Consider the following 25536-nt stretch of genomic DNA (forward strand, 5'->3'; position numbering starts at 1 on the left):
CTTCGCTCGCAATGACGTCGAGGTCGCCTAAGCCGTCTTCTCGAACAGCTCGCGGCCGATCAGCATGCGGCGGATTTCGCTGGTGCCCGCGCCGATCTCATAGAGCTTGGCGTCGCGCAGCAGCCGCCCCGTCGGGTAGTCGTTGATGTAGCCGTTGCCGCCGAGCAACTGGATCGCATCCAGCGCGCACTGGGTTGCGCGCTCCGCCGCGTAAAGGATCGCGCCAGCCGCGTCCTCGCGCGTGGTCTCGCCACGATCGCACGCTTTTGCGACGGCGTAGACGTAGGCGCGCGACGCATTCATCGTGACATACATGTCGGCGACCTTGCCCTGCACGAGCTGGAAGCTGCCGATCGGCTCGCCGAACTGCTTGCGCTCGTGGACATATGGCATCACGACATCGAGGCAGGCCTGCATGATGCCGAGCGGTCCCGCCGCCAGCACGGCGCGCTCGTAGTCGAGGCCGGACATCAGCACGTTGACGCCGCGCCCGACATTGCCGAGGACGTTCTCCTCCGGCACTTCACAATCCTCGAACACAAGCTCCGCGGTATCGGAACCGCGCATGCCGAGCTTGTCGAGCTTCTGCGCCGTGGAGAATCCCTTCATGCCCTTTTCGATCAGGAATGCCGTCATGCCGCGAGGACCGGCTGCCGGGTCGGTCTTGGCGTAAACAACAAGCGTCTCGGCAACCGGACCGTTGGTGATCCACATCTTGTTGCCGTTGATGATGTACCGATCGCCCTTCTTGTCGGCGCGGGTCTTCATCGACACGACGTCCGACCCTGCGCCAGGCTCGGACATCGCCAGCGCGCCGACATGTTCGCCGGAGATCAGCTTCGGCAGATACTTACGCTTCTGGGCGTCGTTGCCGTTGCGGCGGATCTGGTTGACGCACAGGTTCGAGTGCGCGCCATAGGACAGCCCCACCGAGGCGGACCCGCGCGAGATTTCCTCCATCGCGATGCAGTGTTCGAGATAGCCCAGCCCCGAGCCGCCGAATTCCTCTTCAACCGTCATGCCGAGCAGGCCCAGTTCGCCCATCTTCGGCCAGAGGTCGCGCGGAAACTGGTTGCTCTTGTCGATCTCGTCGGCACGCGGCGCGATCTCGTTCGCCGAGAAATCGCGGACGGTTTCGCGGATCGCATCCGCGGTCTCGCCGAGATCGAAATTGAACATGCTGTGCGCGTTCGGAATCATCAGGTTCTCTCCCCGGGGGTCGCCCCTTTAACGAAGGCCAGCCCTTGTTTGGCGGACAATGCCACGGGCCGGTTGCGGGGAGAAGAGCGGAAGCGCCGGAACATGCCGGCACCTTCCCGACAGCAATCCTGCCCCGAGTCTGCGGGGAGATGGCCATAAAGCGGGATGCCGAAATGTCTTGTGGCTGACATTTCGGCGGCAATTTCGCAGGCGTCACGCCAGAGCGCGCGAAGCCTCCCGCACCTTGCGGGTCGATTCATCGACCGAGCGGGTCGCCTCCGCGATATCGGTCATGTTGGCGTTGATATCGGTCACACCTCTCGCGGCGACCTGCATGTTGGACGAGATGCTCTGGGTCACCGACGCCTGTTCCTCGACCGACGCCGCGATCGCCGCCGAGATTTCGTTGATGCGGGAGATCGTCTGCGTGATGGCCTCGATAACACTGACAGCGCTGGTGGTGGTACCCTGCACCTCGGCGATCTGCGCGCTGATTTCGTCGGTCGCCTTCGCGGTCTGGGTCGCCAGGCTTTTGACTTCCGACGCGACGACGGCGAAGCCCCGGCCCGCCTCGCCCGCACGCGCCGCCTCGATGGTGGCGTTGAGCGCGAGCAGGTTGGTCTGTTCGGCAATGTTGTTGATGAGCTTGACCACATCGCCGATCTTTTGCGCCGCGATGGCGAGACCCGAAACGATGGCGCTTGTCTCGTTGGCCTGCTGCACCGCCTGAAGCGAGATGGAGAGCGCATCCGACGCCTGGCGGCTGATTTCACTCACCGAAGCTGCAAGTTCCTCCGCACCCGAGGCAACGGCCTGCATATTGGACGACGTCTGTGTCGAGGCGCTCACCGCCGACGTCACGCGCTCGGAGGTCGAGGTCACAGCCTCGGTGATCTGTCCGAGGTCGAGGTCGATGGACTTCTGCAACTCGCCGCGGCGGATTCGGTCCTCGACCTGCGCCGTGGTGTCGGTGGCGAATTTCACCACCTTGACGAGCTTGCCATCCGCGCCCCGGATCGGATTATAGGACGCCTGAATCCAGACTGCCTTGCCGCCTTTGCCCACGCGCTTATATTCGGCGGCCTGATAGTCACCCCGGCGCAGCGAATCCCAGAAATCGCGGTAAGCCGCGCTGTCGCGATACTGAGGCTCGACGAACATGCGGTGATGCTTGCCCTCGATCTCGTCCAGCCGGTAGCCGAGCGTTTTCAGGAAATTCTCGTTCGCTGTGATGACAGTGCCGTCGAGGTTGAACTCGATCACGGCCTGCGACTTGTGAATGGCCGCGATCTGGCCTTCGTAATCGGCGCTCTTCAGCTTCTGTTCGGTGATGTCGGTGGCGAACTTCACCACCTTGTACGGCTTGCCGCCGCGGCCCAGCAGCGGATTGTACGACGCCTGGATCCAGACCTGGCGCCCGCCCTTGGCGATGCGGAGAAACTCGCGCGACTGGTGCTCTCCTCGGCGCAGCGCGTCCCAGAATTCGCGATATTCGGGCCGGTCGCGCAGTTCAGGATCGACAAACATGCTGTGGTGCTTGCCCTGAATTTCGTCCAGCCGATAACCCATGGCGTTCAGGAAATTGGGATTTGCGGTCACGATCGTGCCATCGAGGTTAAACTCGATGACGGCCTGCGATTTATTGAGCGCGTCGAGCTTTTCGGTAAGTCCATGAGAAGATTTGAACAATTGCATTTCCTGTGCCCCTGACTCAGATCGACGCACCAAGGCTAGGGTTAACTGGTTAAGCAACTTTTACGCGAACATCTTCGTAATGGTTCCCTCCGATGGCACCGGCATGCTCCTACCGTGGCCGCGGCGGGGCGGCAAAACTGCGACTTGCCGGGCTGCCAGCGAAGCTGATGTAATTCCCCAAAACACATGCGTCAGGGATCAACCCGTGAGCGCAATCAGGGAGAAACGGCGATGCACGGGAGCCTCGATTCTTCACACGATTCCGCATTGAAGGCGGCGCGAGACGAGGCCTATTCGACGCCGCTTGCGGAGCTCAATCCCGGCGATCCCGACCGTTTCCGCAACGATACGTTCTGGCCGTACTTCGAGCGGTTGCGGAAGGAAGACCCTGTCCATTACTGCAAGGACAGCGAGTTCGGCGCGTACTGGTCGGTCACCAAGTACAACGACATCATGCATGTCGAGACCAATCATCAAATCTACTCCTCGGAGTCGAGCCTCGGCGGAATCACCATCCGCGACGCGCCGCCCGAGTTTCGCCGCCCGATGTTCATCGCGATGGATCAGCCGAAACACAGCGCGCAGCGCAAGACGGTCGCGCCGATGTTCACGCCCACCCATCTCGACCAGCTCGCCGGCACGATCCGCCAGCGCGCCGCGCAGTGTCTGGATTCGCTGCCCCGCAACGCCACCTTCGACTGGGTCGACCGGGTCTCCATCGAACTGACCACCCAGATGCTCGCGACCCTGTTCGATTTTCCGTGGGAGGAGCGCCGCAAGCTGACGCGCTGGTCCGATGTCGCGACCGCCCTTCCCGGCAACACCGAGATCATCGCATCCGAGGATGCCCGGCAGGCCGAACTGCAGGAATGCGCCGCCTATTTCTCAAGGCTCTGGAACGAGCGGATCGATGCCGAGCCGAAAAGCGATCTCATCTCGATGATGGCGCATGCGGAAGCGACCCGCGACATGGACCCCAAGACGTTTCTGGGGAATCTCATTCTCCTGATCGTCGGCGGCAACGACACCACGCGCAACTCGCTGTCCGGCGGACTTTACGCGCTGAACCAGAATCCGCGCGAGTATCAGAAGCTGCGCGACAATCACGCACTGGTCGACAGCATGGTGCCGGAAATCATCCGCTGGCAGACGCCACTGGCGCATATGCGCCGCACCGCGTTGCAGGACACCGAGCTGCGCGGCAAGCAGATCAAGAAGGGCGACAAGGTCGTGATGTGGTACGTCTCGGGCAACCGCGACGACGAGGTGATCGAGAATCCCGACAGCTTCATCATCGATCGCGCCCGGCCCCGTCAGCACCTGTCGTTCGGCTTCGGCATTCACCGCTGCGTTGGAATCCGCCTGGCGGAATTGCAACTGAAGATCGTCTGGGAGGAAATTCTCAAGCGCTACGACAACATCGAAGTGGTCGAGCCGCCGCATCGGGTGTATTCCAGTTTCGTCAAGGGCTACGAGACCCTTCCGGTACGGCTGGCGTCATAGCAAGCCGGCATCCGGCGATAAGAATTCTGGCGTCAGAAACACTCACGCCTTGGGATAAGGGAAACGAACGATGCATGGAACGATCAGCATGGCCCGCGACGAGCGCCAGAAGGCCGCGCGCGAGAAGGCCTATTCGATGCCACTCTCGGACTTCCATGTCGGCGCGCCTGAACTGTTCCGGAGCGACACGCTGTGGCCCTACTTCGAACGGCTGCGCAAGGAAGAGCCGGTGCACTACTGCACCACCTGCCCGGTCGGCGATTACTGGTCGGTGACCAAGTACAACGACATCATGCATGTCGACACCAATGCCGGGATTTTCTCGTCCGATGTGAAATACGGCGGCATCAGCCTGCGCGACGTCGGCGAGAATTATAACTGGCCGAGCTTCATCGCGATGGACGAGCCGAAGCACGGCCCGCAGCGCAAGACCGTGCAGCCGATGTTTACGCCGGTGCATCTCGACCGCCTCGCCGTTCTTATTCGTGAGCGCTCGGCCACCATCCTGGACAATCTGCCGCGCAACGAGACGTTCAACTGGGTCGATCGCGTCTCCATCGAACTCACGACGCAGATGCTGGCGACGCTGTTCGACTTCCCGTGGGAGGACCGCCGCATGCTGACGCGCTGGTCCGATCTTTCCACGGCGCTGCCAAAGAGCGGCATCTACGAGAGCGAGGAACAGCGCCTGCGTGAGCTCGGCGAATGCGCCGACTACTTCACCCGCCTGTGGAACGAGCGCCTCAAGAATCCGGGCAACGATCTGATCTCGATGATGGCGCACAGCGACGCCACCCGTGAGATGAACCGGGATGAACTGCTCGGCAACCTGATCCTGCTGATCGTCGGCGGCAACGACACCACCCGCAACTCGATGAGCGGCTCGGTGCTGGCGCTGAACGAGAACCCCGACCAGTACGACAAGCTGCGCGAGAACCATGCGCTGATCGACAGCTTCGTCCCCGAGGTGATCCGCTGGCAGACGCCGCTGGCCCACATGCGCCGCACCGCCCTGCAGGACACCGAACTCGGCGGCAAGAAGATCAGGAAGGGCGACCGCGTGGTGATGTGGTACGTCTCCGGCAACCGCGACGGCGAGATGATCGAGAACCCGGACAGCTTCATTATCGACCGCGCCCGGCCGCGCACGCATATGTCGTTCGGCTTCGGCATCCACCGCTGTGTCGGCATGCGGCTGGCCGACCTGCAGCTCAAGATCATCTGGGAAGAAATCCTCAAGCGGTTCGACAACATCGAGGTGGTCGGCGAGCCCAAGCGGATCTATTCGAGCTTTGTGAAGGGCTACGAGGAACTCCCGGTGCGCATCAACGCGTAACCGCGTCTGATGCCATCTTTCGTGGCGGGCCTCTTGTGGCCAGTGGCTGCGCCACGGATGCAATTTCGGAATATGGCTGCGCGTCCCAAACCGCTGGAATACAGGCTGGCGATCTGCCAAACACACCCCCATGACACATCACGAGCAAGACTTTTCCGACATCCGCGAATCCGTTGCCAAGCTCTGCGCGCAGTTCCCCGGCGAGTACTGGCGCAAGCTGGACCGCGAGATGGCGTATCCGAAGGAATTCGTGCAGGCGCTGATCGACGCCGGTTACCTCTCGGTGCTGATCCCCGAGGAATACGGCGGCTCCGGCCTGAAGCTGTCGGCGGCGGCCGCGATCCTCGAAGAGATCCAGCGCTCCGGCTGCAACGGCGGCGCCACCCACGCCCAGATGTACACCATGGGCACCCTGCTTCGGCATGGCAGCGAGGAGCAGAAATCCAAATGGCTGCCGCGCATCGCCAGCGGCGAACTCCGCCTGCAGGCCTTCGGCGTCACCGAGCCGACCAGCGGCACCGACACATCCTCGCTCAAGACCTTTGCCAAACGCGAGGGCAACGACCACTACGTGGTCAATGGCCAGAAGATCTGGACCAGCCGCGCCGAATATTCCGACCTGATGATCCTGCTCGCCCGCACCACGCCGAAGGACCAGGTGGCCAAGCGCACCGACGGCCTGTCGGTCTTCATCGTCGACATGCAGGAAGCGAAGAAGTCCGGCGGCCTGACCATCCGCCCGATCCGCACCATGATGAACCATGCCACCACCGAGGTGTTCTTCGACAACATGAAGGTGCCCGCCGAAAACCTGATCGGCGAGGAAGGCAAGGGCTTCCGCTACATCCTCTCCGGCATGAACGCGGAACGCATCCTGATTGCTTCCGAATGCGTCGGCGACGCCAAATGGTTCATCAAGAAGGCCAGCGACTACGCCAAGGAGCGCACCGTGTTCGGCCGCCCGATTGGCCAGAACCAGGGCATCCAGTTTCCGATCGCCAAATCCTACGCCAACATGCGTGCGGCCGAACTGATGGTGAAGGAAGCCACCCGCCTCTATGAAGCCGGCAAGGATTGCGGCGCGGAAGCCAACATGGCGAAGATGCTCGCCGCCGATGCGTCGTTCGAGGCGGCCAATGCCTGCATTCAGACCCACGGCGGCTTCGGCTTTGCCGAGGAATACGATGTCGAGCGCAAATTCCGCGAGACGCGGCTCTATTCGGTCGCGCCGATCTCCACCAACCTGATCCTGTCGCATCTGTCCGAGCATGTGCTCGGCATGCCGCGGTCGTATTGATCAACATGCCGTCATTACGAGCGAAGCGAAGCAATCTTGCGCTTTCTTCTCCCTCTCCCCTGTGGGGAGAGGGTTGGGGTGAGGGGCTCTAAATGTCCGAATTGAAATTCGACCCCCCTCACCCGGATCGCTGACGCGATCCGACCTCTCCCCCTCGGGGAGAGGTAATGGCTTCGCTTCGCTCGCAATGACAAAAGCAGGACCTGAGCTTTGGGACATTCATCATGCTGCCGCTTGAAGGACTGACCGTCATCGCCGTCGAGCAGGCGGTCGCCGCCCCCTTCTGCACCTCGCGTCTCGCTGACGCAGGCGCGACAGTCTACAAGGTCGAGCGGCCCGAAGGCGACTTCGCGCGCGGCTATGACGCCGCCGCCAAGGGGCAGAGCAGCTACTTCGTCTGGCTCAATCGCGGCAAGAAGTCCGTGGTGATCGATCTTGCCACCGACGAGGGCCGCAAGACACTGGAGCGCCTGATCGCCGGCGCGGACGTGCTGGTGCAGAATCTCAAGCCCGGCTCGATGGACAAGCTCGGCTTCACCCGCGAGCGGCTGCGCAGGGATTATCCGGGCCTCGTCATCTGCACCATCTCGGGTTACGGCGATGAAGGTCCCTATGCCGAGCGCAAGGCCTATGACCTTTTGATTCAGGCCGAGAGCGGCCTTGCCTCGATCACCGGCGGCCCGGAGACACCTGCGCGCGTCGGCCTCTCCATTGTCGATATCGCCACCGGCGCGACCGCTCATGCCGCGATCCTTGAAGCCCTGATCGGTCGCTCCAAAACCGGACAGGGTGCGGACATCCGCATTTCGATGTTCGACGTGATGGCTGACTGGCTGACCGTGCCGCTGCTCAACGCCGAGAACGGCCAGCCGCCGAAGCGCATGGGCCTCGCTCATACCTCGATCGCGCCCTACGGCGTGTTTCGCTCCAAGGATGGCCGCGACCTCCTGATCTCGATCCAGAGCGAGCGCGAGTGGAAAAAGCTCTGCGCCGATGTGCTGAGCATGCCGGATCTGCCGAACGATCCGCGCTTCGCCAGCATGGTCGAGCGCGTGAAGAACCGCAAACTGACCGATGACACCGTGGCCGGTGTGTTCGCGACCATGACGCGCGACGACCTGCTCAAGCGGCTGGACGATGCCGATATCGCCTTCGCCGAAGTGAACACGATGGACGATTTATCGACGCATCCGCATCTGCGCCGGATCGAGGTCGCAACGCCGAACGGCACCGTCGCCTATCCCGCGCCCGCATCCATTGTCGTCGGTGAGCAGCGGCACTACGGCGCCGTGCCTGCTGTCGGCGATTCCACCGGCGAAATTCCGCGAGGCAAGACATCATGAGCGCGAAACCCGATATCGATCATCTGCGCCAGTGGGTCGGCCGCACCCAGGAAGCATCCGACGTCATCACGGCGCAACTGGTGAAAGGCCTGCGCGCCACGCTGTTCCTCGACATCGGCAATCCCGCTGAGGGCGATGCCGCGCCGCTCACAACGCACTGGTGCCTCGCGCAGCCGGTGGCGCCGATGAGCGAAATCGGCGCCGACGGTCACCCCGCACGCGGCGGCTTCCTGCCGCCGGTGCCGCTGCCGCGCCGGATGTGGGCCGGCGGCCAGATCGAGTTCATCGATCCGCTGCGCGTCGGCGATGCCGTGACGCGCTCCTCGCGCATTTCCGATGTGAACCTGAAGACCGGCTCGACCGGCACGCTGTGCTTTGTCTCGGTGGAGCACACCATCACCACGCCGCGCGGTGTCGCCATCCGCGAGCGCCACGATATCGTCTATCGCGACATGCCCGCGCCGGGCGACCAGAAACCCGCCGCTGCGCCAGCACCTGCGCCCGCCGGAAAGATCCGCGAAACGCACATGGCCGATCCGGTGCTGCTGTTTCGCTATTCGGCGCTGACCTTCAACGGCCACCGCATTCACTACGACCGCGATTATGTCACCAAGGTCGAGGGCTATCCCGGACTGATCGTGCATGGGCCGTTGCAGGCCTCGCTGCTGATCGAATTCGCCGCCCGTCAGCGCGGCGGCAAGGCGCCCGCAAAGTTCGTTTATCGCGGCGTCAATCCGCTGTTCGATGGCGCGGAGTTCAGCGTCAATGGCAACGAGACGGACGGCGCGCTGGAGGTCTGGACTGCGAACGCCGCAGGCGCGCCGACCATGAAGGGCACCGCGAGCTGGTGATCGCAGGCATGATTTACTCCCTCTCCCCAGCGGGGAGAGGGTTGGGGTGAGGGGCTCTAAATCTATCGAGAGATTCTACGCCCTCACCCTCCCGTCTTCGCTCGCTGCGCGAGCTTCGCCGGACGACCTCTCCCCACGGGAGAGGTAAAGAAACCTACTTCTTCCCGAAGGTCTCGCGCATCGCGGCCTGAATCTTGGCCATGCCGCCGATCCAGCGATCGTAGTTGTCGGTCTTCTTGCGCATGTAATCGAGCACCTGCGGATGCGGCAGAATCAGGAAGGTCTCGCGGTCGATGCCGTCCAGCGCGCATTGCGCGACTTCTTCCGGCGTCAGATTGCCGTCATGGGACTGCGGCCCCTTCGGCATGCCCCGGATCATGTTGGTCTCCACGCCCTGCGGGCAGAGGATCGAAACCTTGATGTTATGCGCCCGGTGCGAGATTGCGAGATTTTCCGCAAACCCGACGGCGGCGTGCTTGGTGGTCGAATAGGCAGCGCTGCCGACCTGCGACAGCAAACCGGCGGCCGAAACGGTGTTGAGGAAATATCCGCCGCCGCGCGCTCTCATGCGCGGGATCAGATGCCGCGCCGCATAGACATGCGCCATGACGTGGATGGCCCAGCTTCGCGCCCACGGCTCATCCGACGTGCCGCCGGCATTCTCCGACATCATGTCAAAGCCGCCGCCGATGCCTGCGTTCGAGCAGAACAGATCGATCGGGCCGAACTGCTGTTCGGTTTCGTCGATGACACGGAGAATGTCGGCTTCCTTGCCGACGTCACAGGCGAACGATGCGCCGCCGATGGCGTCGGCCACCGTCTTGGCCCGCGCGCCGTCGAGATCGGCGACCACGACCTTGGCCGCGCCTTCGCGATGGAAAATTTCAGCGAGCGCCTGGCCGATGCCATTCGCGCCGCCGGTGACAACGACAACTTTTCCAGCAACTTTCATACAAATGTTTTAGATGGGAACGGTGGAGAGATCAATTGGCCTGGAGTCCGGCCGGCCATGCGAATGCCCGTTCCGGCCGTCATTGCGAGCGAAGCGAAGCAATCCACGTTTGAAACAGAAAGAAAGCTGGATTGCTTCGTCGCAAACGCTCCTCGCAATGACGAAGGGAAAACTCTGTTCAGGCCGCGACCAGAACCATATCGAGCACCGCAGTGTAGTGCAGCGCGGCGGCGAGCAGCACGAAGGCATGCCAGATCGCATTCTGAAACCGCAGCCGCTCCCAGGCATGGAAGATCACGCCGAGCGAGTAGATCAGGCCGCCTGCCGCGATCAGCCACAGCGTCGAGTTCGGCAGCGACGCCACCAAGCTGTCGTAGGCGATGACGCCGCTCCATCCCATCGCGAGATAGAGCCCGACCGACAGACGATCGAACCGGCCGGGCAGAAAGATCTTGAGCGCGATACCGGCGGCGGCGACCGACCACACACCGATCAGCAGCACTGTCGACATGAAACGATCGTGCATCTGCGCGAGGAACGGGGTGTAGGTGGCGGCGATCAGAATGTAGATCGCGGAATGATCGAAGCGGCGTAGCAGCCACTTGGCGGGCGAGACCGGCCACAGATTATAGGTCGCGGACAGGCCCAGCATCGCAAGCAGCCCGGCGACGTAAACCGACACCGAGACGATTTCCTTGGTCGAGGCATACAGCGCGGCAAGAACGACAAGGGCAATCGCGGCGATCAGCCCGAAGGCGATGCCGAGAACATGAACGACGCCGTCCGCAATCAGCTCGGCGCGGTCGTAGTCCCAGCGCACCACACCACCGCCCGCGACGCGGGCATGAGAACTGAGCTGCTTCAACCGGAAGATCGTCATGTGCACAGCCGGGTTATCGGTCCACCTTACATAAGCACCAATGATAACTTGGTGACGGTCAACGAACCCTGAAAGGGACGGGATCAGGATTCAAACCGGTCTTAAACTTGATTTTCGCGCCGTAAATCGCCAGCTTCATAAAACTGTCGCGCCTTGTTTCTCTCATTGATCCCTCAGTCCGATAAAGTCTTGATCGAATTATGGCACCCAGCTTTTCGGACATTATCGAAGACACCCGCCTTTCCATCAGATCTCTGATCGACTACGGCGAAAGCCTGTTCAATCCCACCGTGCGGCTTGGCGTCACAGGCCTGTCACGGGCCGGCAAGACCGTCTTCATCACGGCACTCGTCCATGGCCTCTTGCGCGGCGGCCGCTTTCCGGTGTTCGAGTCGCTGGCGACGGGGCGCATCGCCCGCGCCCGCCTCGAACCGCAGCCCGACGACGCGGTGCCGCGCTTTGCCTATGAGGGACACGTCCGCACCTTGATCGAGGATCGGCGCTGGCCGCATTCGACCACCGACATCAGCGAACTGCGCCTTGTGATCGAGTACCAGCGGCAGAACACGGCGACACGCACGCTGACGCTCGACCTTGTCGACTATCCGGGCGAATGGCTGCTCGACCTGCCATTGCTGAACAAGAGCTATGAGCAGTGGTCGGCGGAAAGTCTTGCACTGTCCCGCCGCGATCCGCGTGCGCGGCTGGCGAAGCAGTGGCACGCCCATCTCGCCACACTCGAACCGAAAGAGCGCGAGGATGAGCAGGCGACACTCACCGCCGCGAAACTGTTCACCGACTATCTGCGCGCCTGCCGCGACGAACGCTTCGCCATGAGCCTCTTGCCGCCGGGCCGCTTCCTGATGCCGGGCAATCTCGCAGGCTCGCCGGCGCTGACCTTTGCGCCGCTGGATGTTCCGCAGGACGGCGCGGCGCCGGACGGCTCGCTGTGGGCGATGATGAAACGGCGCTATGAGGCCTACAAGGACGTGGTGGTGCGGCCGTTCTTCCGCGATCACTTCACGCGGCTGGACCGGCAGATCGTGCTGGTGGATGCGCTCGCCGCATTCAACGCTGGCCCAGAGGCATTGAAGGATCTCGAAGGCGCGCTGTCCGGCATTCTCGATTGTTTCAACATCGGGCGCAGCACATTCGTCAGTTCGCTGTTCCGGCCGCGCATCGACAAGATCCTGTTCGCCGCCACCAAGGCCGATCACCTGCACCACACCAGTCACGACCGGCTCGAGGCGATCCTCAAGCGCATGGTCGAGCGCGCCGCTTCGCGCGCCGAATATGCCGGTGCATCGGTGGACGTGGTTGCGCTCGCCGCCGTGCGCGCGACACGCGAAGCCATGGTGCAGCAGGGCCGCGAGAAGCTGCCCTCGATCCTCGGCACGCCGGAAGAAGGTGAGATGTCCGGCGATGAAGTCTTTGACGGCGAGACGGAAGTGGCGACCTTCCCCGGCGACCTTCCGGTGAAACTCGACGATCTGTTCAGCGGGGACGGCGCATTTCGCGGCCTGACCAACACGGCATCCAACCAGACGGACTTCCGGTTTCTGCGATTTCGCCCGCCTTTGCTCGCCCGCGAGGGTGGCGAAGAGCCTGCGCTGCCCCATATCCGCCTCGACCGTGCGCTTCAGTTTCTGATCGGAGACAAGCTGCAATGAGCGACAAGCCGCATCACCGCAAGCCGGCGGCATTCAAGCTCGACGATCCCCGCGTCATCCTGATGGATGCCGAGGACGATCCCTCGCGCCCCGCGCGGGGCAAGGTTCACATCACGCCGGAAACCGATCCCGCCCTGCTTCCGGTCCCCATCGACGAACCGGCCGTCCCCGCGCGCAGGGGCTTCGGCTGGGGCGGCGTGTTCTGGACCGCGCTCGCCGGTCTGGTCGTGCTCGGTCTCGGACTCGGCATTTCCAATCTGGTCGAGGACCTGTTCAACCGCAGCACCAGCCTGGGCTACATCGGGCTCGTGTTCGCGACCCTCGCCGTCGTGGCGCTGGTGATCATCATCGCGCGCGAGGCTTTAAGTCTGGCGCGTCTGGAGACCATCGAGAAGCTGCATGCGCGCGCCAACGCGGTGCTCACCAGCGACGACCGCAAGGAAAGCGACGCCATCGTCCGCGACCTGCTCAAGATCGCCCATGACAATCCGAGGCTCGCCCGCGCCCGCGCCGCGCTCGAAGAGCATGGCCGCGACATCATCGACGGCGCCGACATGGTGCGGCTCGCCGAGCGCGAACTGATGACGCCGCTCGATCAGGAAGCGCGGCGGCTGGTCTCGAGCGCGGCGCAGCGCGTGTCCATTGTCACCGCCGTCAGCCCCGGCGCGGTCATCGATATGCTGTTCGTGTTCGCCGCAGCGTTACGGCTGGTGCGGCAACTGGCGCGGCTCTACGGCGGACGGCCCGGCACGCTCGGCATGATCCGGCTGATGCGCCATGTGATCGCGCATCTGGCGCTGACCGGCGGCATGGCCGCCAGCGACAGCCTGATCCAGCAGATGCTGGGGCATGGCATCACCGCGAAGCTGTCGGCCAAGCTCGGCGAAGGCCTGCTCAACGGGTTGCTCACCGCCCGGCTCGGCCTCGCCGCCATCGACGTGACGCGGCCGCTGCCGTTCGAGGCGCTGCCGCGCCCGGCGCTGTCGGACCTCGCCAAGGACCTGCTGAAGCGCGTGGGCGGCGATGATCAGAAATCCTAAAACCTGAGGCATCTCAACGCCGGAAACACCGGTGAACCTGTTTCCTGACCGGCGCGACCAATCTGCAAGGGGTGGATTTCGATCAACCCGCGCAGATCGCGCACTTCAGGAGAATGACCATGTTTCGCAAGCTCACTCTCGCACTCGCTGCCACCGCAGCCCTCGGCGCAGCCGCCCTCGCTCCCACCTCCGCGTCCGCAGGCGGCTGGCATGGGCATCACTGGGGTCATGGCTGGGGCCACGGCTATGGCTTCGGTCTCGGCTTCAGCCCCGTCATCGTCAGCGGCGGTTATGCCGATGACGGCTGCTATGTGCAGCGCCGTGTGCGCACGCCTTACGGCATCCGCTGGCGGACCGTGAACGTCTGCTACTGAGCTCAGCTTCGTCTGAATCGGAAAATCCCGGTTGCTTGATGCAGCCGGGATGTTTCGTCAGTTGAGCAACCGCCATTTGTAAAACAGCGAGTCCGGAGGTGGCGACAATTCGGGCGCCCATCCGGTAACCGTCTTGAACGCGAACGGCTCGATCACAACGCCGCGCCACGTCCGGTCGGCCTGCCCGACCAGTCTCAAGGTCGCAGGCGTTTTCGTCTCGATCACATTGCCGTCGTTGGGTGCGCTGTCGACATACAGCCCGATGCCGGATGTCATGGCCGCGCTTGCGGTATCCCTGAATCCGATGAAGCGGCTGCGCTCATTCACCTGCACCACCGGAATGCTGTCCTTCAGGTGCCAGCGCAGCTCCGCGTAAATGCGGTAGTCGAGCGTTGCGATCCACGTTGCCCCGACCTTCTCCGCCATTGCCTTCGCCTGCCGCGCGATCTCGCCGTAACCGGCTTCCTTTGCAATCGGGTCTTGTTTGGCCGCAACCGCGAAATTGCTGACGCCGTAGTAATAGAAAATCGCAACATTCAGCACCACGCCGAGAACGATCGCAGCCCTCGCCCATGGTTCAGCGGTGCGAAGAATCCAGTTTGAGCGCTGCTCCTTGCCGATCTCGGCAAGATTGATCGCTGCCGCAGCAAAGGCGAACGGCCAGATCAGCATCGGCCAGGTGTCGCCGATCCGCAGCGAGAACGATTTCCAGAAGAAGTAGGCGAACGGCGCCAGCGCACAGGTCGAGATCAGAATGAACGCCGGATTCTGCTGCCGGTAGCCGCGCCATGCCAGCATCACCGATCCGGCGAGCACCACCGGAAACAGGATCGGCCCGACCAGCGCGAGCTGGAGCCCGAAGAAATCACCGACGGTCCGCGCCGAGATGCCATGATCCGCACCGGCACGGATGAACTGGAATTTGAACGACGCCCAGTCGTGCTGCCAATTCCAGATCAGCACCGGCGAAAACACCAGGAGCGCAATGACGACAGCAGCCCATGGATAAATACTGCGCAGCCAGCGCCATCGCCACGGCGGCACCAGCAGGAACGCAGCAATGGCCGGCGCGAAGAACACCGCCGTGTATTTCGACAGCAGCGACAATCCGCCGAACAACCCGGCCGCCAGCCACCAGCGCCCGTCATTGCCCTGCGTCAGCCGCACCAGCGACCAGACCATCGCCAGCGAAAACGGGATCAGGGCCACGTCGGGCAGGATGCGCGATGCGAACAGGCCGTATTCAGGCGCCGCGAACGGCATCACCACGGCGAGAACCACCGCACGCCGGTCCCGCGTCAGACGCCAGACAATGTCGCCCAGGATGGCGACGGCGATCCACATCGCCAGCAGCCCGCCAAAGCGCGCGCCGAAATTGGTGTCTCCGAAAATCGCCGTTCCGAACCGCACAAGCCAGGCGATCATCGGCGGATGATCGAGATATGACAGCACGTTTTCTTTTGAGAGCGTCCAGTAATAGGCTTCATCCGTACGCAGATCGGCGGTCGCGGCGTAGATCACCTGCAACGCCACAACAACAGCCATCGCAGCCGCCGCAGCCAGCATCACGCGCGGCGTCAGACGCCCTGTTTCCGTCGCTCCGGCAGCGTTGACTGTCCCCATGCGGCTAGCTTTTCCGCGACCCCGCCGGTGAAGTCAAACACACGCTCGCTTCACCGTCTTGTCAAACGGCGGCACGACCATCGGCCATGGCGCTGCCGCAACATCTCCGTTAGGATTCCGCCGCCTCCGGACGATCCGGGGCGCGGTATCATCCGGTTGCATTCACCGGCTTCGGACCCTTGACGCATGGCAGAGATCGCCGCATCTCCCTTTCGCCGCCTCATCCGCGGCATTGGAATCCGGCAGGTGCGGCTGGCCACCGGCCTTGTCCTGTTTGCCTATATCGTCAGCCATTTTACCAACCACGCCCTCGGCAATATCTCGGTCGGCGCGATGGACGGCGCGCTCTACTATCATGCGATGCTCTGGCAGAGCTGGCCGGTTCTGGTTCTGCTCTATGGCTCCGTGCTGATTCATCTGAGCCTCGGAATCTGGGCGCTGTATGCACGCCGGCAATTTCGCTGGACGGGCATCGAACTGACCCAGTTGATCTTCGGCCTCAGCATCCCGGCCTTCATCATCAGCCATGTGATCGGCGTCCGCCTTGCCGGCGTCATGTTCGGCCATGAAAAGGATTATCCGCAGGTCTTTTTCGCCTACTGGGTGTTCCGTCCGTCCATGCAATGGACGATGTATGCCGTGCTGCTGGTGTCGTGGGTCCATGGCTGCATCGGCATCTACTTCTGGGCCCGGACCAAGTCCTACTTCAGGAAAATCTCGTCGCTGTTGCTCGCGCTCGCGGTCATCCTCCCGACCCTCTCCATGCTCGGGCTTTATCAGGGCGGACGCGCCGTCCAGCGCGCGAGCACCTCTCCTGAATGGCGGGCCGACAATCTTTCGCGGGACAAGGTCGGAACCGGAGACGAACAGGTCACCCTCGAACAGATCAGCTCCGCCGTGCTTTATGGATATCTCGGGCTGATGGGCCTGGCCATTGCCGCACGGGGCGTGCGGGCGCTGGTGGAACGCCGGCGCGGCCTCGTCAGGCTGTCCTATGGCAACGGCAAGACAGTTCGGGTCCCGGTCGGCCTGAGTGTCCTTGAGGCCAGTACGCGCTTCAACATTCCTCATTCGAGTGTCTGCGGCGGCCGGGCGCGATGCTCGACCTGCCGCATCCGCATCATCGGCGATTGCACCGCGTTGCCCGAACCATCGAACCGCGAGACCTTTGTGCTGGATCGCGTCGGCACCGGCGGCGATCCCGCCATTCGCCTGGCCTGCCAGCTACGGCCTCACACCGATCTTGCGTTCTTCCAGATCTTTCCCGCGCATACCGATGCGTCCTCGGCTGCAACCATCAGGCCTGCGCTTCCGGGCCGGGAACGCTACGTCGTCAGCATGTTCGTGGACATGCGCGGATCGACCAAACTCGCCGAAAAACTTCTGCCGTTCGATACCGTTTTCATCATCAACCGCTTCCTGACGGCTGTCTCCCAGGCCGTGGTCGAATGCGGCGGACAGCCGAACCAGTTCGTCGGCGACGGCCAACTGGCGCTGTTCGGCCTGTCCACCAATCCGCAGACGGCCTGCCGGCAGGCGATCGAAGCCGCGTCGCGGATCGCGATTCATGTCGATGCGCTGAATGAATTTCTCGGTGACGACGTGCCGGAACCGCTGCGGTTCGGGATCGGCATTCATGCCGGCGAGGTCATCATCGGCGACATCGGGTCCGAGGAACACACCGTCTTCACGGCGCTGGGCGATTCCGTGAATGTCGCTGCGCGACTGCAGGACATGACCAAGGCCCTGTCCTGCGAGGTCGTGGTGTCCGCGGACGTGCTGAAAACGGCAAATCTTGCGGCAACCAATTTGCCGCAGGTCGAGGTCCCCATCCGCGGCCGGGTCGAGCCGCTGATCGTCTACACGGCCGAAAAAGCCGGAATGCTGTCGGATCTGGTCGCCGATTTCGCAGTTGCAGCAGCGTAAAACCGGCGAATTCGAGCAAAGTTTAAGCGAAAGCGACCGGCCCAAATCGCCATTTTCGCTATCAAGGCTCGCACTTACCGCGTATCGTGCGCGCCGTTGGACACGCCCATCCGCGGGGTTCGACACTTACTATGGGTCTTACCCTCTGGAGACTACGGAATGGCTAAAGGTACTGTGAAGTGGTTCAACCCGACGAAGGGCTACGGTTTCATTCAGCCCAGCAACGGCGGCAAGGACGTGTTCGTTCATATCTCGGCAGTTGAGAAGGCAGGTCTTTCAACCCTCAACGAGGGACAGTCGGTCGAGTACGAAGAAGTCGCAAACCGCGGCAAGACTTCCGCGGAAAATCTCAAGGTTTGATAGGAAGGTCCGATTCAGAAGAACTGGATCGGACCTTTGATTGTGATCTGCGACGCGTGATCAGCCCTTCTCGTTAACCCCAGGGGCCACGCGGTCTGCCACTCGCATTTGCCGGCGCGGTTGCGAAGTTTCCGCGCGGCCCGAGTTCGCCAGCAAGGCGCTGCAACTCGCGGACACGGTTCTCGGTCGACGGATGAGTCGAGAACAGGTTGTCCATCCCCTGCCCCGACAACGGATTGATGATGAACATGTGCGCGGTCGCAGGACTGCGCTCTGCATCCATGTTCGGGATCTGATGCGCCGCGTTGTCGATCTTGACCAGCGCCGACGCCAGCCACATCGGCTGCCCGCAAATCCGCGCGCCCATATTGTCGGCCGAGTATTCGCGCGTGCGGCTGATCGCCATCTGCACGATGGTCGCGGACAGCGGCGCCAGGATCATCATCGCCAGCGAGCCGACGATGCCCGGACCATTGTCGCGGTTGCCGCCGAAGAACATCCCGAACTGCGCGATCATCGAAATCGCACCGGCGATGGTCGCGGTGATCGTCATGATCAGCGTGTCGTGATTCTTGATATGCGCCAGTTCGTGCGCGATCACGCCCGCGAGTTCTTCGCGGCTCAGCATCTGCATCAGCCCGGTCGTCACGGCCACGGCGGCATGATGGGGATCGCGCCCGGTCGCAAACGCGTTGGGCTGCGGATTGTCCATCAGGTAGACCTTGGGCATCGGCAACTGCGCACGGCCCGCAAGCTCGGCCACAAGCCGCACCAGTTCCGGCGCACTGCGCTCGTCGACTTCCTGGGCGCCGTGCATCGACAGCACCATGCGGTCCGAGTTCCAGTAGGCAAACATGTTGGTCGCTGCGGCGATCACCAGCGCAACCACAGCGCCGCCCGCTCCGCCGATCAGATAGCCGACCCCCATGAACAGGGCCGTCAATCCGGCAAGCAGAACCGCAGTTTTGAAATAACTCATTTCCTCCTCCCGACCGGCGTTTTGCCGGGGATATTTTCTCCACTGTCATAAATGGTGAGGACATCGGTCCTTCTTCAAGATGGACCCCTGCGGCGGCGCGTCGCGCGCCGCGTTCCTGAAACCCTCACTGCCATGTTCCTGCCGCAACCGTCACCCGGCGAAAGCGGGGAGCTCCGGGCGAGTTTCGCTTTGATTGAATGATGATCGTCATATAAACGAAGGCCAAAGAAGGGGTGCCCAGATGACCGTTCAAAATGCCGACGCCGGAGACGAACTGATCTCCGCTCGCGCGCCGACATCGATTTCCGCTGACATCGTCGTTCTGGCCGCACTCGCCGCAGTCGGCTCTTTCGCAACCAGCATCCTGCTGCCCTCTTTGCCGGCAATCGCGAAGACGCTCAATGTCTCAACGGCCGCCGTAGCTTCGGCCATCAGTGTCTATCTCGCAGTCTTCGCGATCGGGCAGCTGATCGTCGGGCCGTTGTCCGACCGTTACGGACGCTGGAAACCGGTGATGTTCGGCCTCAGCATCTTTGTGGCCGGAAGCATCTGGTGTCAGTTCGCCACCGACCTGCCCATGCTGCTGATCGGGCGCACGATCCAGGCGCTCGGCGCCTGCTGTGCATCGGTCCTCTCGCGCGCCATCGCCCGCGACCTGCTGAGCGGCGAAGCGCTGACGCGCGCACTGGCCTTCATCATGGTTGCCATGTCGGCGGCTCCCGGCTTCTCACCGCTGATCGGCGGTCTTCTGGACACGACCTTCGGGTGGCGCTCGGAATTCTTCGCTGTCGCCGTATTTGGGGCGATCGTCGCGCTCGCCTATTACCGTTATGTCGGTGAGACGCATCGCGCCGATGCAAACGTGTCGATACATTTGCCGGCCATCCTGCGCGGGTACCGGGGTCTGCTCACCGATCTCCGGTTCATTGCACCGGCAGGCGCCATCGGGCTGTTCATGGGCGCCCTCTTCGCGATGTTTTCAGGAACGCCGCGTGTCCTGATCGACGGGCTCGGTTTCTCGCCGGTCCAACTCGGCCTGTTCTTCGCAGGCACCGTGTTCGTCGTCTTCGGATCCGGGATGGCGGCGCCGCATCTGGCGATGAAGATCGGCCATGCCCGCGCCACGGTGGTCGGGCTTGCCATCGCAACTGCGGGCGGCGCCCTGCTGCTGCTGACTCATTGGGTCACCCCGACGATCTGGAGCTATCTGGTCCCGGTGACCTTCTTCCTTGCCGGGTTCGGCATGGTCACGCCGCTCGGGACTGCGACCGCCCTGCAACCGTTCGGCGACCGGGCCGGCCTCGCCTCGGCATTGCTTGGCTTCCTGCAAATGGCGGGAGCATCGATCGGCGTCATGCTGACAGCGTCGATCGCCAGCGCCACGCTCGCCATCGGCGTCGTACAGGCGGCGCTAACCATCCTCGGACTGATTTTGTATCTCGCCGGTCAGCGCGCGGTTCCCGCGCGCCAGAATCCCGCTTAGCAGGACGCGCCCCACCCTTTTGGGAACGGGATCATCGGCCAGGCACCGGAATCGGCACCCGAACCGGAACAATCGGACGCCTTGTCACCCGGCTCGAGCACGCCGCCGCAATACGGGCAATTGTTGTCGTTCGCTGCCGACGGCACGCCATCAGATACGTCGGTCACCTCGTGGGCGAAAAAATTAACCACATGGAGGCGCGGAATCACTCGATATGCAGGCATGCTCATCCCTCTTCATCAGAGGCTGCATCATGCCCGCGAGATCATGCCGGTCCGTTCAGGGGAACGCTCAAATTTTAGCGGTCCCGCGCTTTCTGACAGGAAGATGAAACGGGTTCCCGACAGTCTTAACGCGAGATAATCAGGCCGCGGCTGGTCACGACGACCCAGCGGCCGTCCTGACGGCGGATCGCATCGACCCGGCCGACGCCCGGAAGCGGATCGCCCGGAATCACATCGAAGATTCCCTGTCGGCCGGTCACCGTTGCGATGCCATCCGACACTTCACGCAGTGTCCAGCCTTCAACCACCGGAAGCCGGCCCAGCTGCGCAGCGGCAGGCTTGATCGAGCCGGTGGTTTCCGGAGCAGCGTTCGCTGTCTGCGCCGGCGCCTTCAGCTTTTCAACGGCCTCGCTCAGCTTCGCCAGCTTCGCGGCAGGCTCGGCCTGGGCTTTTTCGACCCGGTCGATGCGTTCGGCGATCTTCGCCGATTGCGCAGCGCTGCTGGTCTTGAGAGCAGAGATATCGGCATTGATCTTTGCGAGCGCGCTTTCGACTGAACGTGCCTGCTCGGCAGCGGTGACGGCCGCAACCGAAGCGGTCTGATCGTTCTTCAGGTAGTGGCCGGCGCTCACGGTCGCCAGCGAACCGCCGATGGCGCCGACTGCTGCTGCGATAGCGACGATGGCGGCGATCGAGAGACGGCGGCCCGTGGCAGGCGCGGCGTTGAACTGCTGCTCGCGCGCGGCGCTTTCGTTGACAATGTCTTCCCAAGAGCTGTGCGGCGTCAGACGCTGCAGGGTGATTTCCTTGGACGGCTGCCTGGCGGCATGCGCCACTGCGCTTTCCTGCGGCGCATCCGCCGCCTTCGTCTCATGCGCAGCCATATCGCCGGCATCCGGCACCAGCGATGCTTCGCTGTGATTGCTGGAATCCTTGATCTCGCCGTCGGCAGTGTGGTCGGTCATGAGCGCTAACTCCGAATAGGTTTACTATTTGGTAACCACGAATTGGTTGAGAATTCGTTACCTTCCGGAATTCGCGCCGATGTCACGCCGCAAGCGCCCGGCAGGCTGCTTGCGACGTTGTATCGATTACAAAATGAACCCAGTATTTATGAAGTTCGATTTGTGGTCGCGCACGATCTCGTCGAGCAGCCGTTTCGAGTCATCGGTCTGCTTCGCCGCGATCATCGAGCGGATCGAGAACGAGCGCAGCGCGTCGGTGACCGAGAGCGTGCCCTCCGCCGAATCCTTGCGGCCGGTGAACGGGAAGACATCCGGCCCGCGCTGGCACTGGCAGTTGATGTTCACCCGGCAGACCTGATTGACCAGCGGATCAACGAGTCTCCCAATGGTCTCTGCGTCCTCGCTGAAGATCGACACCTGCTGGCCATGTTCGGACGTGATGACGTAGTCGAGCGCCGTATCGATGTCGTCGAATGCCATCACCGGAACGATCGGCCCGAACTGCTCCTCGCGGTAAAGCAGCATGCCTTCCTTCACCGGATACACCACCGCGGGATAAAACAGCGTGCCGGCGCTTGTGCCGCCCCCTTCGTTGATGACCCTGGCGCCCTTCTCCATGGCGTCGGCAACAAGACGTGTCATGTGCTCGACCTTGCCGAGTTCCGGCAACGGCGTCAGCGTCACGCCCTTGTCCCACGGCATGCCGGCCTTCAGCCTGGCGAGCTCTTCGGTAAAGCGTGCGAGAAATTTGTCGACGATCGAGCGGTGCACGATCAGCATCTTGAGCGCCGTGCAGCGCTGGCCGTTGAACGACAGCGATCCGAGCAGGCACTCCTTCACCGCGAGTTCGACATTCGCATCCGGCAGCACGATGGCCGCATTCTTGGCATCGAGGCCGAGGATGGCGCGCAGCCGGTTGACCTTCGGGTGCATCTTCTTGAGATGATCCGCGACGCGGCTCGATCCGATCAGGGTCAATACATTGACCTTGCCCGACTCGAGCAGCATCGGCACGACCTCAGAGCCTTTGCCGTACACCGTGTTGATGACGCCTTTCGGGAAGGCGCTGCGAAACGCTTCGAGGAGCGGCTGAAACAGCAGCACGCCGAACTTCGGCGGCTTGAACACCATCGTGTTGCCCATGATCAGCGCCGGGATCAGCGTCGCGAAGGTTTCGTTGAGCGGATAGTTGTACGGCCCCATGCAGAGCACGACGCCGAGCGGCGTGCGGCGGATCTGACCGATGGTGCCTTCGACAATGGTGAAGCGCGAATTGTCATTGTCGAGATGTTTCAGCGCCTCGATGGTCGCCTTCATGTATTCGACCGTGCGATCGAACTCCTTCTGCGAATCCGGCAGCGTCTTGCCGATCTCCCACATGATGAGGTTCACGATCTGCTCGCGGCGCGCCACCATCTGCCGGGTGAAATCCTGCATGCAGGCGATGCGCTGCGCGACTGTCATGGTCGGCCATTCGCCGCGCCCGCTATCGTAGGCGGCGACCGCAGCATCCAGCGCAACCTTCGCCTCGGGAATGCCGCCGACCGGATAGCTGCCGAGTTCGACCTGCTCCAGCGAGCCGTCGGCCTTGCGCACGCAGATCGCCGAATGCACGGTCTCCACCGGCCCCGTCCACGGCCTCAATTCTCCATTCACGAGGGTCTCGCGCTGAAGGATCGGCGGCGGCAGGCCGCAATCCTTCAAAGCACTTTCCTCGGGGAACAATTCTTTCAACTGCTGCGACGTGAGCATCGGACACCTCATCGATTTGGCGTGGTCCGCACATGCCTGGCGAAAATTTGCCGGGATTGAACAAGGCGGATGACCGGCGTGAATCGTCCGGTCTTTTGAAGGGACCAGACTAGTCTGCCTGACGAATGAGTCGAAATGATTATGTGGCTGACTTTTTTATGAGCAGCTACCGCCGTCATTGCGAGCGAAGCGAAGCAATCCACTTTTTTGGAGAAAGCGTGGATTGCTTCGTCGCTTATGCTCCTCGCAATGACGCACACGAGAATGTGAGCCTATCGCCGACAAATTCAGCGCGCCTAGCCGCGGTAAATCCGCTTGAACTGACGTTCCGCCGATGCGATCGCGCCCTTGAGGTCTTCGCGCCCGGAGCAGTAGTTGGCGAACATGTCGACGACGACGAAATCCGCAATCGCAGCCGCCGCGCTTTCGTTGAGCGTGCCGATGCCCGCCGGTGTCGACGCCAGTTTGGCGACATCGCGATACGGCGTGTTCTTGGGATCGGCGGTCCAGATCGGATTGGCATCGTAGGCGAGCAGGAAGTGCGACAGATAGCCCTGCGCCGCCTCGATCCACGGATTGAACTGGGGCCCTTCCATCAGGAATGCGGTGAACGCCTTGCAGGCCTGCGGATATTTGGTGAAGTTGAAGATCAGGATCGGAAAGCCGAGATGCTGCTCCCGCACCTGACCGCTGATGCCGACCGGCAGATGCGCGTGATCCATGTCCGCCGCGATCGCCGGGTTCTCCTTCTTCGCCGCGACATAGATTGAGATGCCGTTGGTGGTGAGATGAAGCTGGCCGGCCAGGAACGCCTTGTTGTTGGAGCTGTCGTTCCAGGAGATGACGCCGGGAATGAAGTTCTCATAGAGCGACTTGACGTATTCCAGCGCCTTCGCCGTCTCCGGCGAGTTGATGATCACCTTGTTGTTCTTGTCGACAGTGTAAGCGTTGTGCGCCCACATCGCCCAGGCGAGCCAGCCGTTGGCGTCGCCTGTCGCATGGCCAAGCGCCATGCCTGCCGGCGTTCCGTTTGCCTTGAGACCCTTGATCAGTTCGCGGAAGCCGCCGAGGTCTTTCGGAAATTCCTTGAAGCCGCACTTCTGCATGGCGGCGACGCGGTAGTTCACAAGGCCGCCGCTCGCGGCCACCGGAATGCCGAGCCACTTGTTGCCGCGCTTGCCATAGGCCACGCCGGACGGCGCCCAGCCGCCGTATTTCTTGCCGAGATATTCTGCGACGTCGGTGACATCGACACACTTTTCGGGAAACAGATGCGGCAGCGAGTAAAGCCCCCACACCATGTCGAGCCCCTGCCCGGTATTGGCCGCGACCGAGGCCTTGGGCTGGATGTCGTCGAACGATTCATTGGAGACATTGATCTTGACGCCGGTCGCCTTCTGGAAGGCATCGACGATCTTCATGAAGGCGACGTCCTCGGCCTCCACAAAGCGTTTCCACCGCAGCATGTTGATGGTGGCGCCAGCTTCCGGCTTCCATTGCGCGGTCTGCGCCCAGGCCTTGGCGTAGCCGAGCATCTGGTCGGCTGACATGGTCGCCGCAGCAGCCAGAGCCGCGGCGCTTCCTTTGAGCAGAGATCGTCGATCCGGCGTAAACTCGGTCATGTGCATCTCCTCCCTGATGATTGGCCGTTAGCCGGCCAATGTTTTTCAAATCGATGTGGTCGTGAGCGAATTCCTTCTTGAGTGAGCTCGGGCAACCCGCGCCCCAGCGCGCCGATGTAATCATCTGCCCGATGCGCGATCAATGCGCGCAGGATGAGAGTGCAGAGCACAATCGATGCGACGCCTTAACTCGACGATTTCTTGAGGAGGTTTGCGGTCTACCTTCGGCGGCGCACAGGCGGCCGCGAGAGACTGGCGCTCCCTAGGGGAATCGAACCCCTGTTTCAGCCTTGAGAGGGCCGCGTCCTAACCGCTAGACGAAGGGAGCAAGCGCTGGAGAGGGAATAGCCTCGAACGGCCGCACCTGCAAGGCTTGAGAGCCGGCGAAATCCACATATGCGCCCGCTTCACGGCCATCGTCCGGTGGCCAGCGTACGAACGAATGGAACGACGGTTAACGA

The 25536-nt window shown here is 62.5% G+C and carries 21 protein-coding genes and 1 tRNA gene; 11 read left to right on the top strand and 11 right to left on the bottom strand.

The features are described from left to right. Nucleotides 1-27: 27 nt before the first annotated feature. The gene (locus tag AC1Q67_RS06265; protein WP_024576177.1) at nucleotides 28-1200 is read right to left on the bottom strand and encodes an isovaleryl-CoA dehydrogenase; all 1173 of its coding nucleotides are present in this window, start codon (nucleotides 1198-1200) and stop codon (nucleotides 28-30) included. Between the two features lie 213 nt (nucleotides 1201-1413). Then, nucleotides 1414-2895, bottom strand: coding sequence for a methyl-accepting chemotaxis protein (locus AC1Q67_RS06270; protein WP_492234816.1), 1482 nt, complete (start codon nucleotides 2893-2895; stop codon nucleotides 1414-1416). A 231-nt stretch (nucleotides 2896-3126) separates the two neighbouring features. Here AC1Q67_RS06270 and AC1Q67_RS06275 point away from each other — a divergent pair, with 231 nt between their 5' ends. From AC1Q67_RS06275 to AC1Q67_RS06295, 5 genes are all read left to right on the top strand, one after another. Beyond that, a complete protein-coding gene (locus AC1Q67_RS06275) occupies nucleotides 3127-4398 on the top strand; it encodes a cytochrome P450 (protein WP_492234815.1) in 1272 nt (423 codons plus the stop codon). A gap of 70 nt (nucleotides 4399-4468) precedes the next feature. Further along, a complete protein-coding gene (locus tag AC1Q67_RS06280) occupies nucleotides 4469-5734 on the top strand; it encodes a cytochrome P450 (RefSeq protein WP_024576174.1) in 1266 nt (421 codons plus the stop codon). Between the two features lie 130 nt (nucleotides 5735-5864). Continuing rightward, nucleotides 5865-7031, top strand: a complete 1167-nt coding sequence (locus AC1Q67_RS06285) for an acyl-CoA dehydrogenase family protein (RefSeq protein WP_492234814.1) — start codon at nucleotides 5865-5867, stop codon at nucleotides 7029-7031. A 224-nt stretch (nucleotides 7032-7255) separates the two neighbouring features. Next, complete coding sequence (locus tag AC1Q67_RS06290; protein WP_492234813.1) at nucleotides 7256-8374, top strand: CaiB/BaiF CoA transferase family protein; 1119 nt, start codon at nucleotides 7256-7258, stop codon at nucleotides 8372-8374. Beyond that, nucleotides 8371-9225 (top strand): HTD2 family dehydratase, encoded by an 855-nt coding sequence (locus tag AC1Q67_RS06295; protein ID WP_492234812.1) that lies wholly within the window; start codon nucleotides 8371-8373, stop codon nucleotides 9223-9225. The genes AC1Q67_RS06290 and AC1Q67_RS06295 overlap by 4 nt, the downstream gene beginning before the upstream one ends. 154 nt (nucleotides 9226-9379) lie before the next feature. Here AC1Q67_RS06295 and AC1Q67_RS06300 read toward each other — a convergent pair whose 3' ends face one another. Together AC1Q67_RS06300 and trhA are read right to left on the bottom strand one after the other, a co-directional pair. Continuing rightward, nucleotides 9380-10177: an SDR family oxidoreductase gene (locus AC1Q67_RS06300; RefSeq protein ID WP_492234811.1), complete on the bottom strand. Its 798-nt coding sequence runs from the start codon at nucleotides 10175-10177 to the stop codon at nucleotides 9380-9382. A gap of 178 nt (nucleotides 10178-10355) precedes the next feature. Beyond that, on the bottom strand, nucleotides 10356-11057 hold the full coding sequence (gene trhA / locus AC1Q67_RS06305) for a PAQR family membrane homeostasis protein TrhA (protein ID WP_024576169.1): 702 nt from the start codon (nucleotides 11055-11057) through the stop codon (nucleotides 10356-10358). Nucleotides 11058-11257: 200 nt separating this feature from the next. Between trhA and AC1Q67_RS06310 the strand changes: the two genes are divergently transcribed. From AC1Q67_RS06310 to AC1Q67_RS06320, 3 genes are all read left to right on the top strand, one after another. Further along, entirely contained in the window at nucleotides 11258-12727 is a 1470-nt protein-coding gene (locus AC1Q67_RS06310; protein ID WP_492234810.1) for a YcjX family GTP-binding protein, read from the top strand. Continuing rightward, nucleotides 12724-13767, top strand: coding sequence for a YcjF family protein (locus AC1Q67_RS06315; RefSeq protein WP_492234809.1), 1044 nt, complete (start codon nucleotides 12724-12726; stop codon nucleotides 13765-13767). The genes AC1Q67_RS06310 and AC1Q67_RS06315 overlap by 4 nt, the downstream gene beginning before the upstream one ends. Before the next feature lie 119 nt (nucleotides 13768-13886). Continuing rightward, nucleotides 13887-14141 (top strand): hypothetical protein, encoded by a 255-nt coding sequence (locus AC1Q67_RS06320; RefSeq protein WP_492234807.1) that lies wholly within the window; start codon nucleotides 13887-13889, stop codon nucleotides 14139-14141. Between the two features lie 57 nt (nucleotides 14142-14198). Here AC1Q67_RS06320 and AC1Q67_RS06325 read toward each other — a convergent pair whose 3' ends face one another. Beyond that, nucleotides 14199-15764, bottom strand: coding sequence for a glycosyltransferase family 39 protein (locus tag AC1Q67_RS06325; protein WP_492234805.1), 1566 nt, complete (start codon nucleotides 15762-15764; stop codon nucleotides 14199-14201). Between the two features lie 186 nt (nucleotides 15765-15950). Here AC1Q67_RS06325 and AC1Q67_RS06330 point away from each other — a divergent pair, with 186 nt between their 5' ends. After that, nucleotides 15951-17690: an adenylate/guanylate cyclase domain-containing protein gene (locus AC1Q67_RS06330; protein WP_492234804.1), complete on the top strand. Its 1740-nt coding sequence runs from the start codon at nucleotides 15951-15953 to the stop codon at nucleotides 17688-17690. A gap of 159 nt (nucleotides 17691-17849) precedes the next feature. Beyond that, a complete protein-coding gene (locus tag AC1Q67_RS06335; protein ID WP_006021915.1) occupies nucleotides 17850-18050 on the top strand; it encodes a cold-shock protein in 201 nt (66 codons plus the stop codon). A gap of 73 nt (nucleotides 18051-18123) precedes the next feature. Here AC1Q67_RS06335 and htpX read toward each other — a convergent pair whose 3' ends face one another. Beyond that, nucleotides 18124-19029, bottom strand: a complete 906-nt coding sequence (htpX, locus tag AC1Q67_RS06340; protein ID WP_024576163.1) for a zinc metalloprotease HtpX — start codon at nucleotides 19027-19029, stop codon at nucleotides 18124-18126. Nucleotides 19030-19270: 241 nt separating this feature from the next. Here htpX and AC1Q67_RS06345 point away from each other — a divergent pair, with 241 nt between their 5' ends. Further along, nucleotides 19271-20512: a multidrug effflux MFS transporter gene (locus AC1Q67_RS06345; RefSeq protein ID WP_492234802.1), complete on the top strand. Its 1242-nt coding sequence runs from the start codon at nucleotides 19271-19273 to the stop codon at nucleotides 20510-20512. Here the strand turns inward: AC1Q67_RS06345 and AC1Q67_RS06350 are convergent. From AC1Q67_RS06350 to AC1Q67_RS06370, 5 genes are all read right to left on the bottom strand, one after another. After that, on the bottom strand, nucleotides 20509-20742 hold the full coding sequence (locus AC1Q67_RS06350; RefSeq protein WP_034461609.1) for a hypothetical protein: 234 nt from the start codon (nucleotides 20740-20742) through the stop codon (nucleotides 20509-20511). The two genes, AC1Q67_RS06345 and AC1Q67_RS06350, sit on opposite strands and share 4 nt — an antisense overlap. Before the next feature lie 119 nt (nucleotides 20743-20861). Then, nucleotides 20862-21701, bottom strand: coding sequence for a hypothetical protein (locus AC1Q67_RS06355; RefSeq protein ID WP_492234801.1), 840 nt, complete (start codon nucleotides 21699-21701; stop codon nucleotides 20862-20864). A gap of 126 nt (nucleotides 21702-21827) precedes the next feature. Further along, a complete protein-coding gene (locus AC1Q67_RS06360; RefSeq protein ID WP_492234800.1) occupies nucleotides 21828-23453 on the bottom strand; it encodes an NADP-dependent glyceraldehyde-3-phosphate dehydrogenase in 1626 nt (541 codons plus the stop codon). Between the two features lie 296 nt (nucleotides 23454-23749). After that, complete coding sequence (locus tag AC1Q67_RS06365) at nucleotides 23750-25075, bottom strand: ABC transporter substrate-binding protein (RefSeq protein WP_024576158.1); 1326 nt, start codon at nucleotides 25073-25075, stop codon at nucleotides 23750-23752. Between the two features lie 253 nt (nucleotides 25076-25328). After that, a tRNA-Glu gene (locus AC1Q67_RS06370) sits at nucleotides 25329-25403 on the bottom strand. Nucleotides 25404-25536: the final 133 nt, after the last annotated feature.

This window comes from Afipia sp. GW823-FHT06G09, from assembly GCF_058794875.1.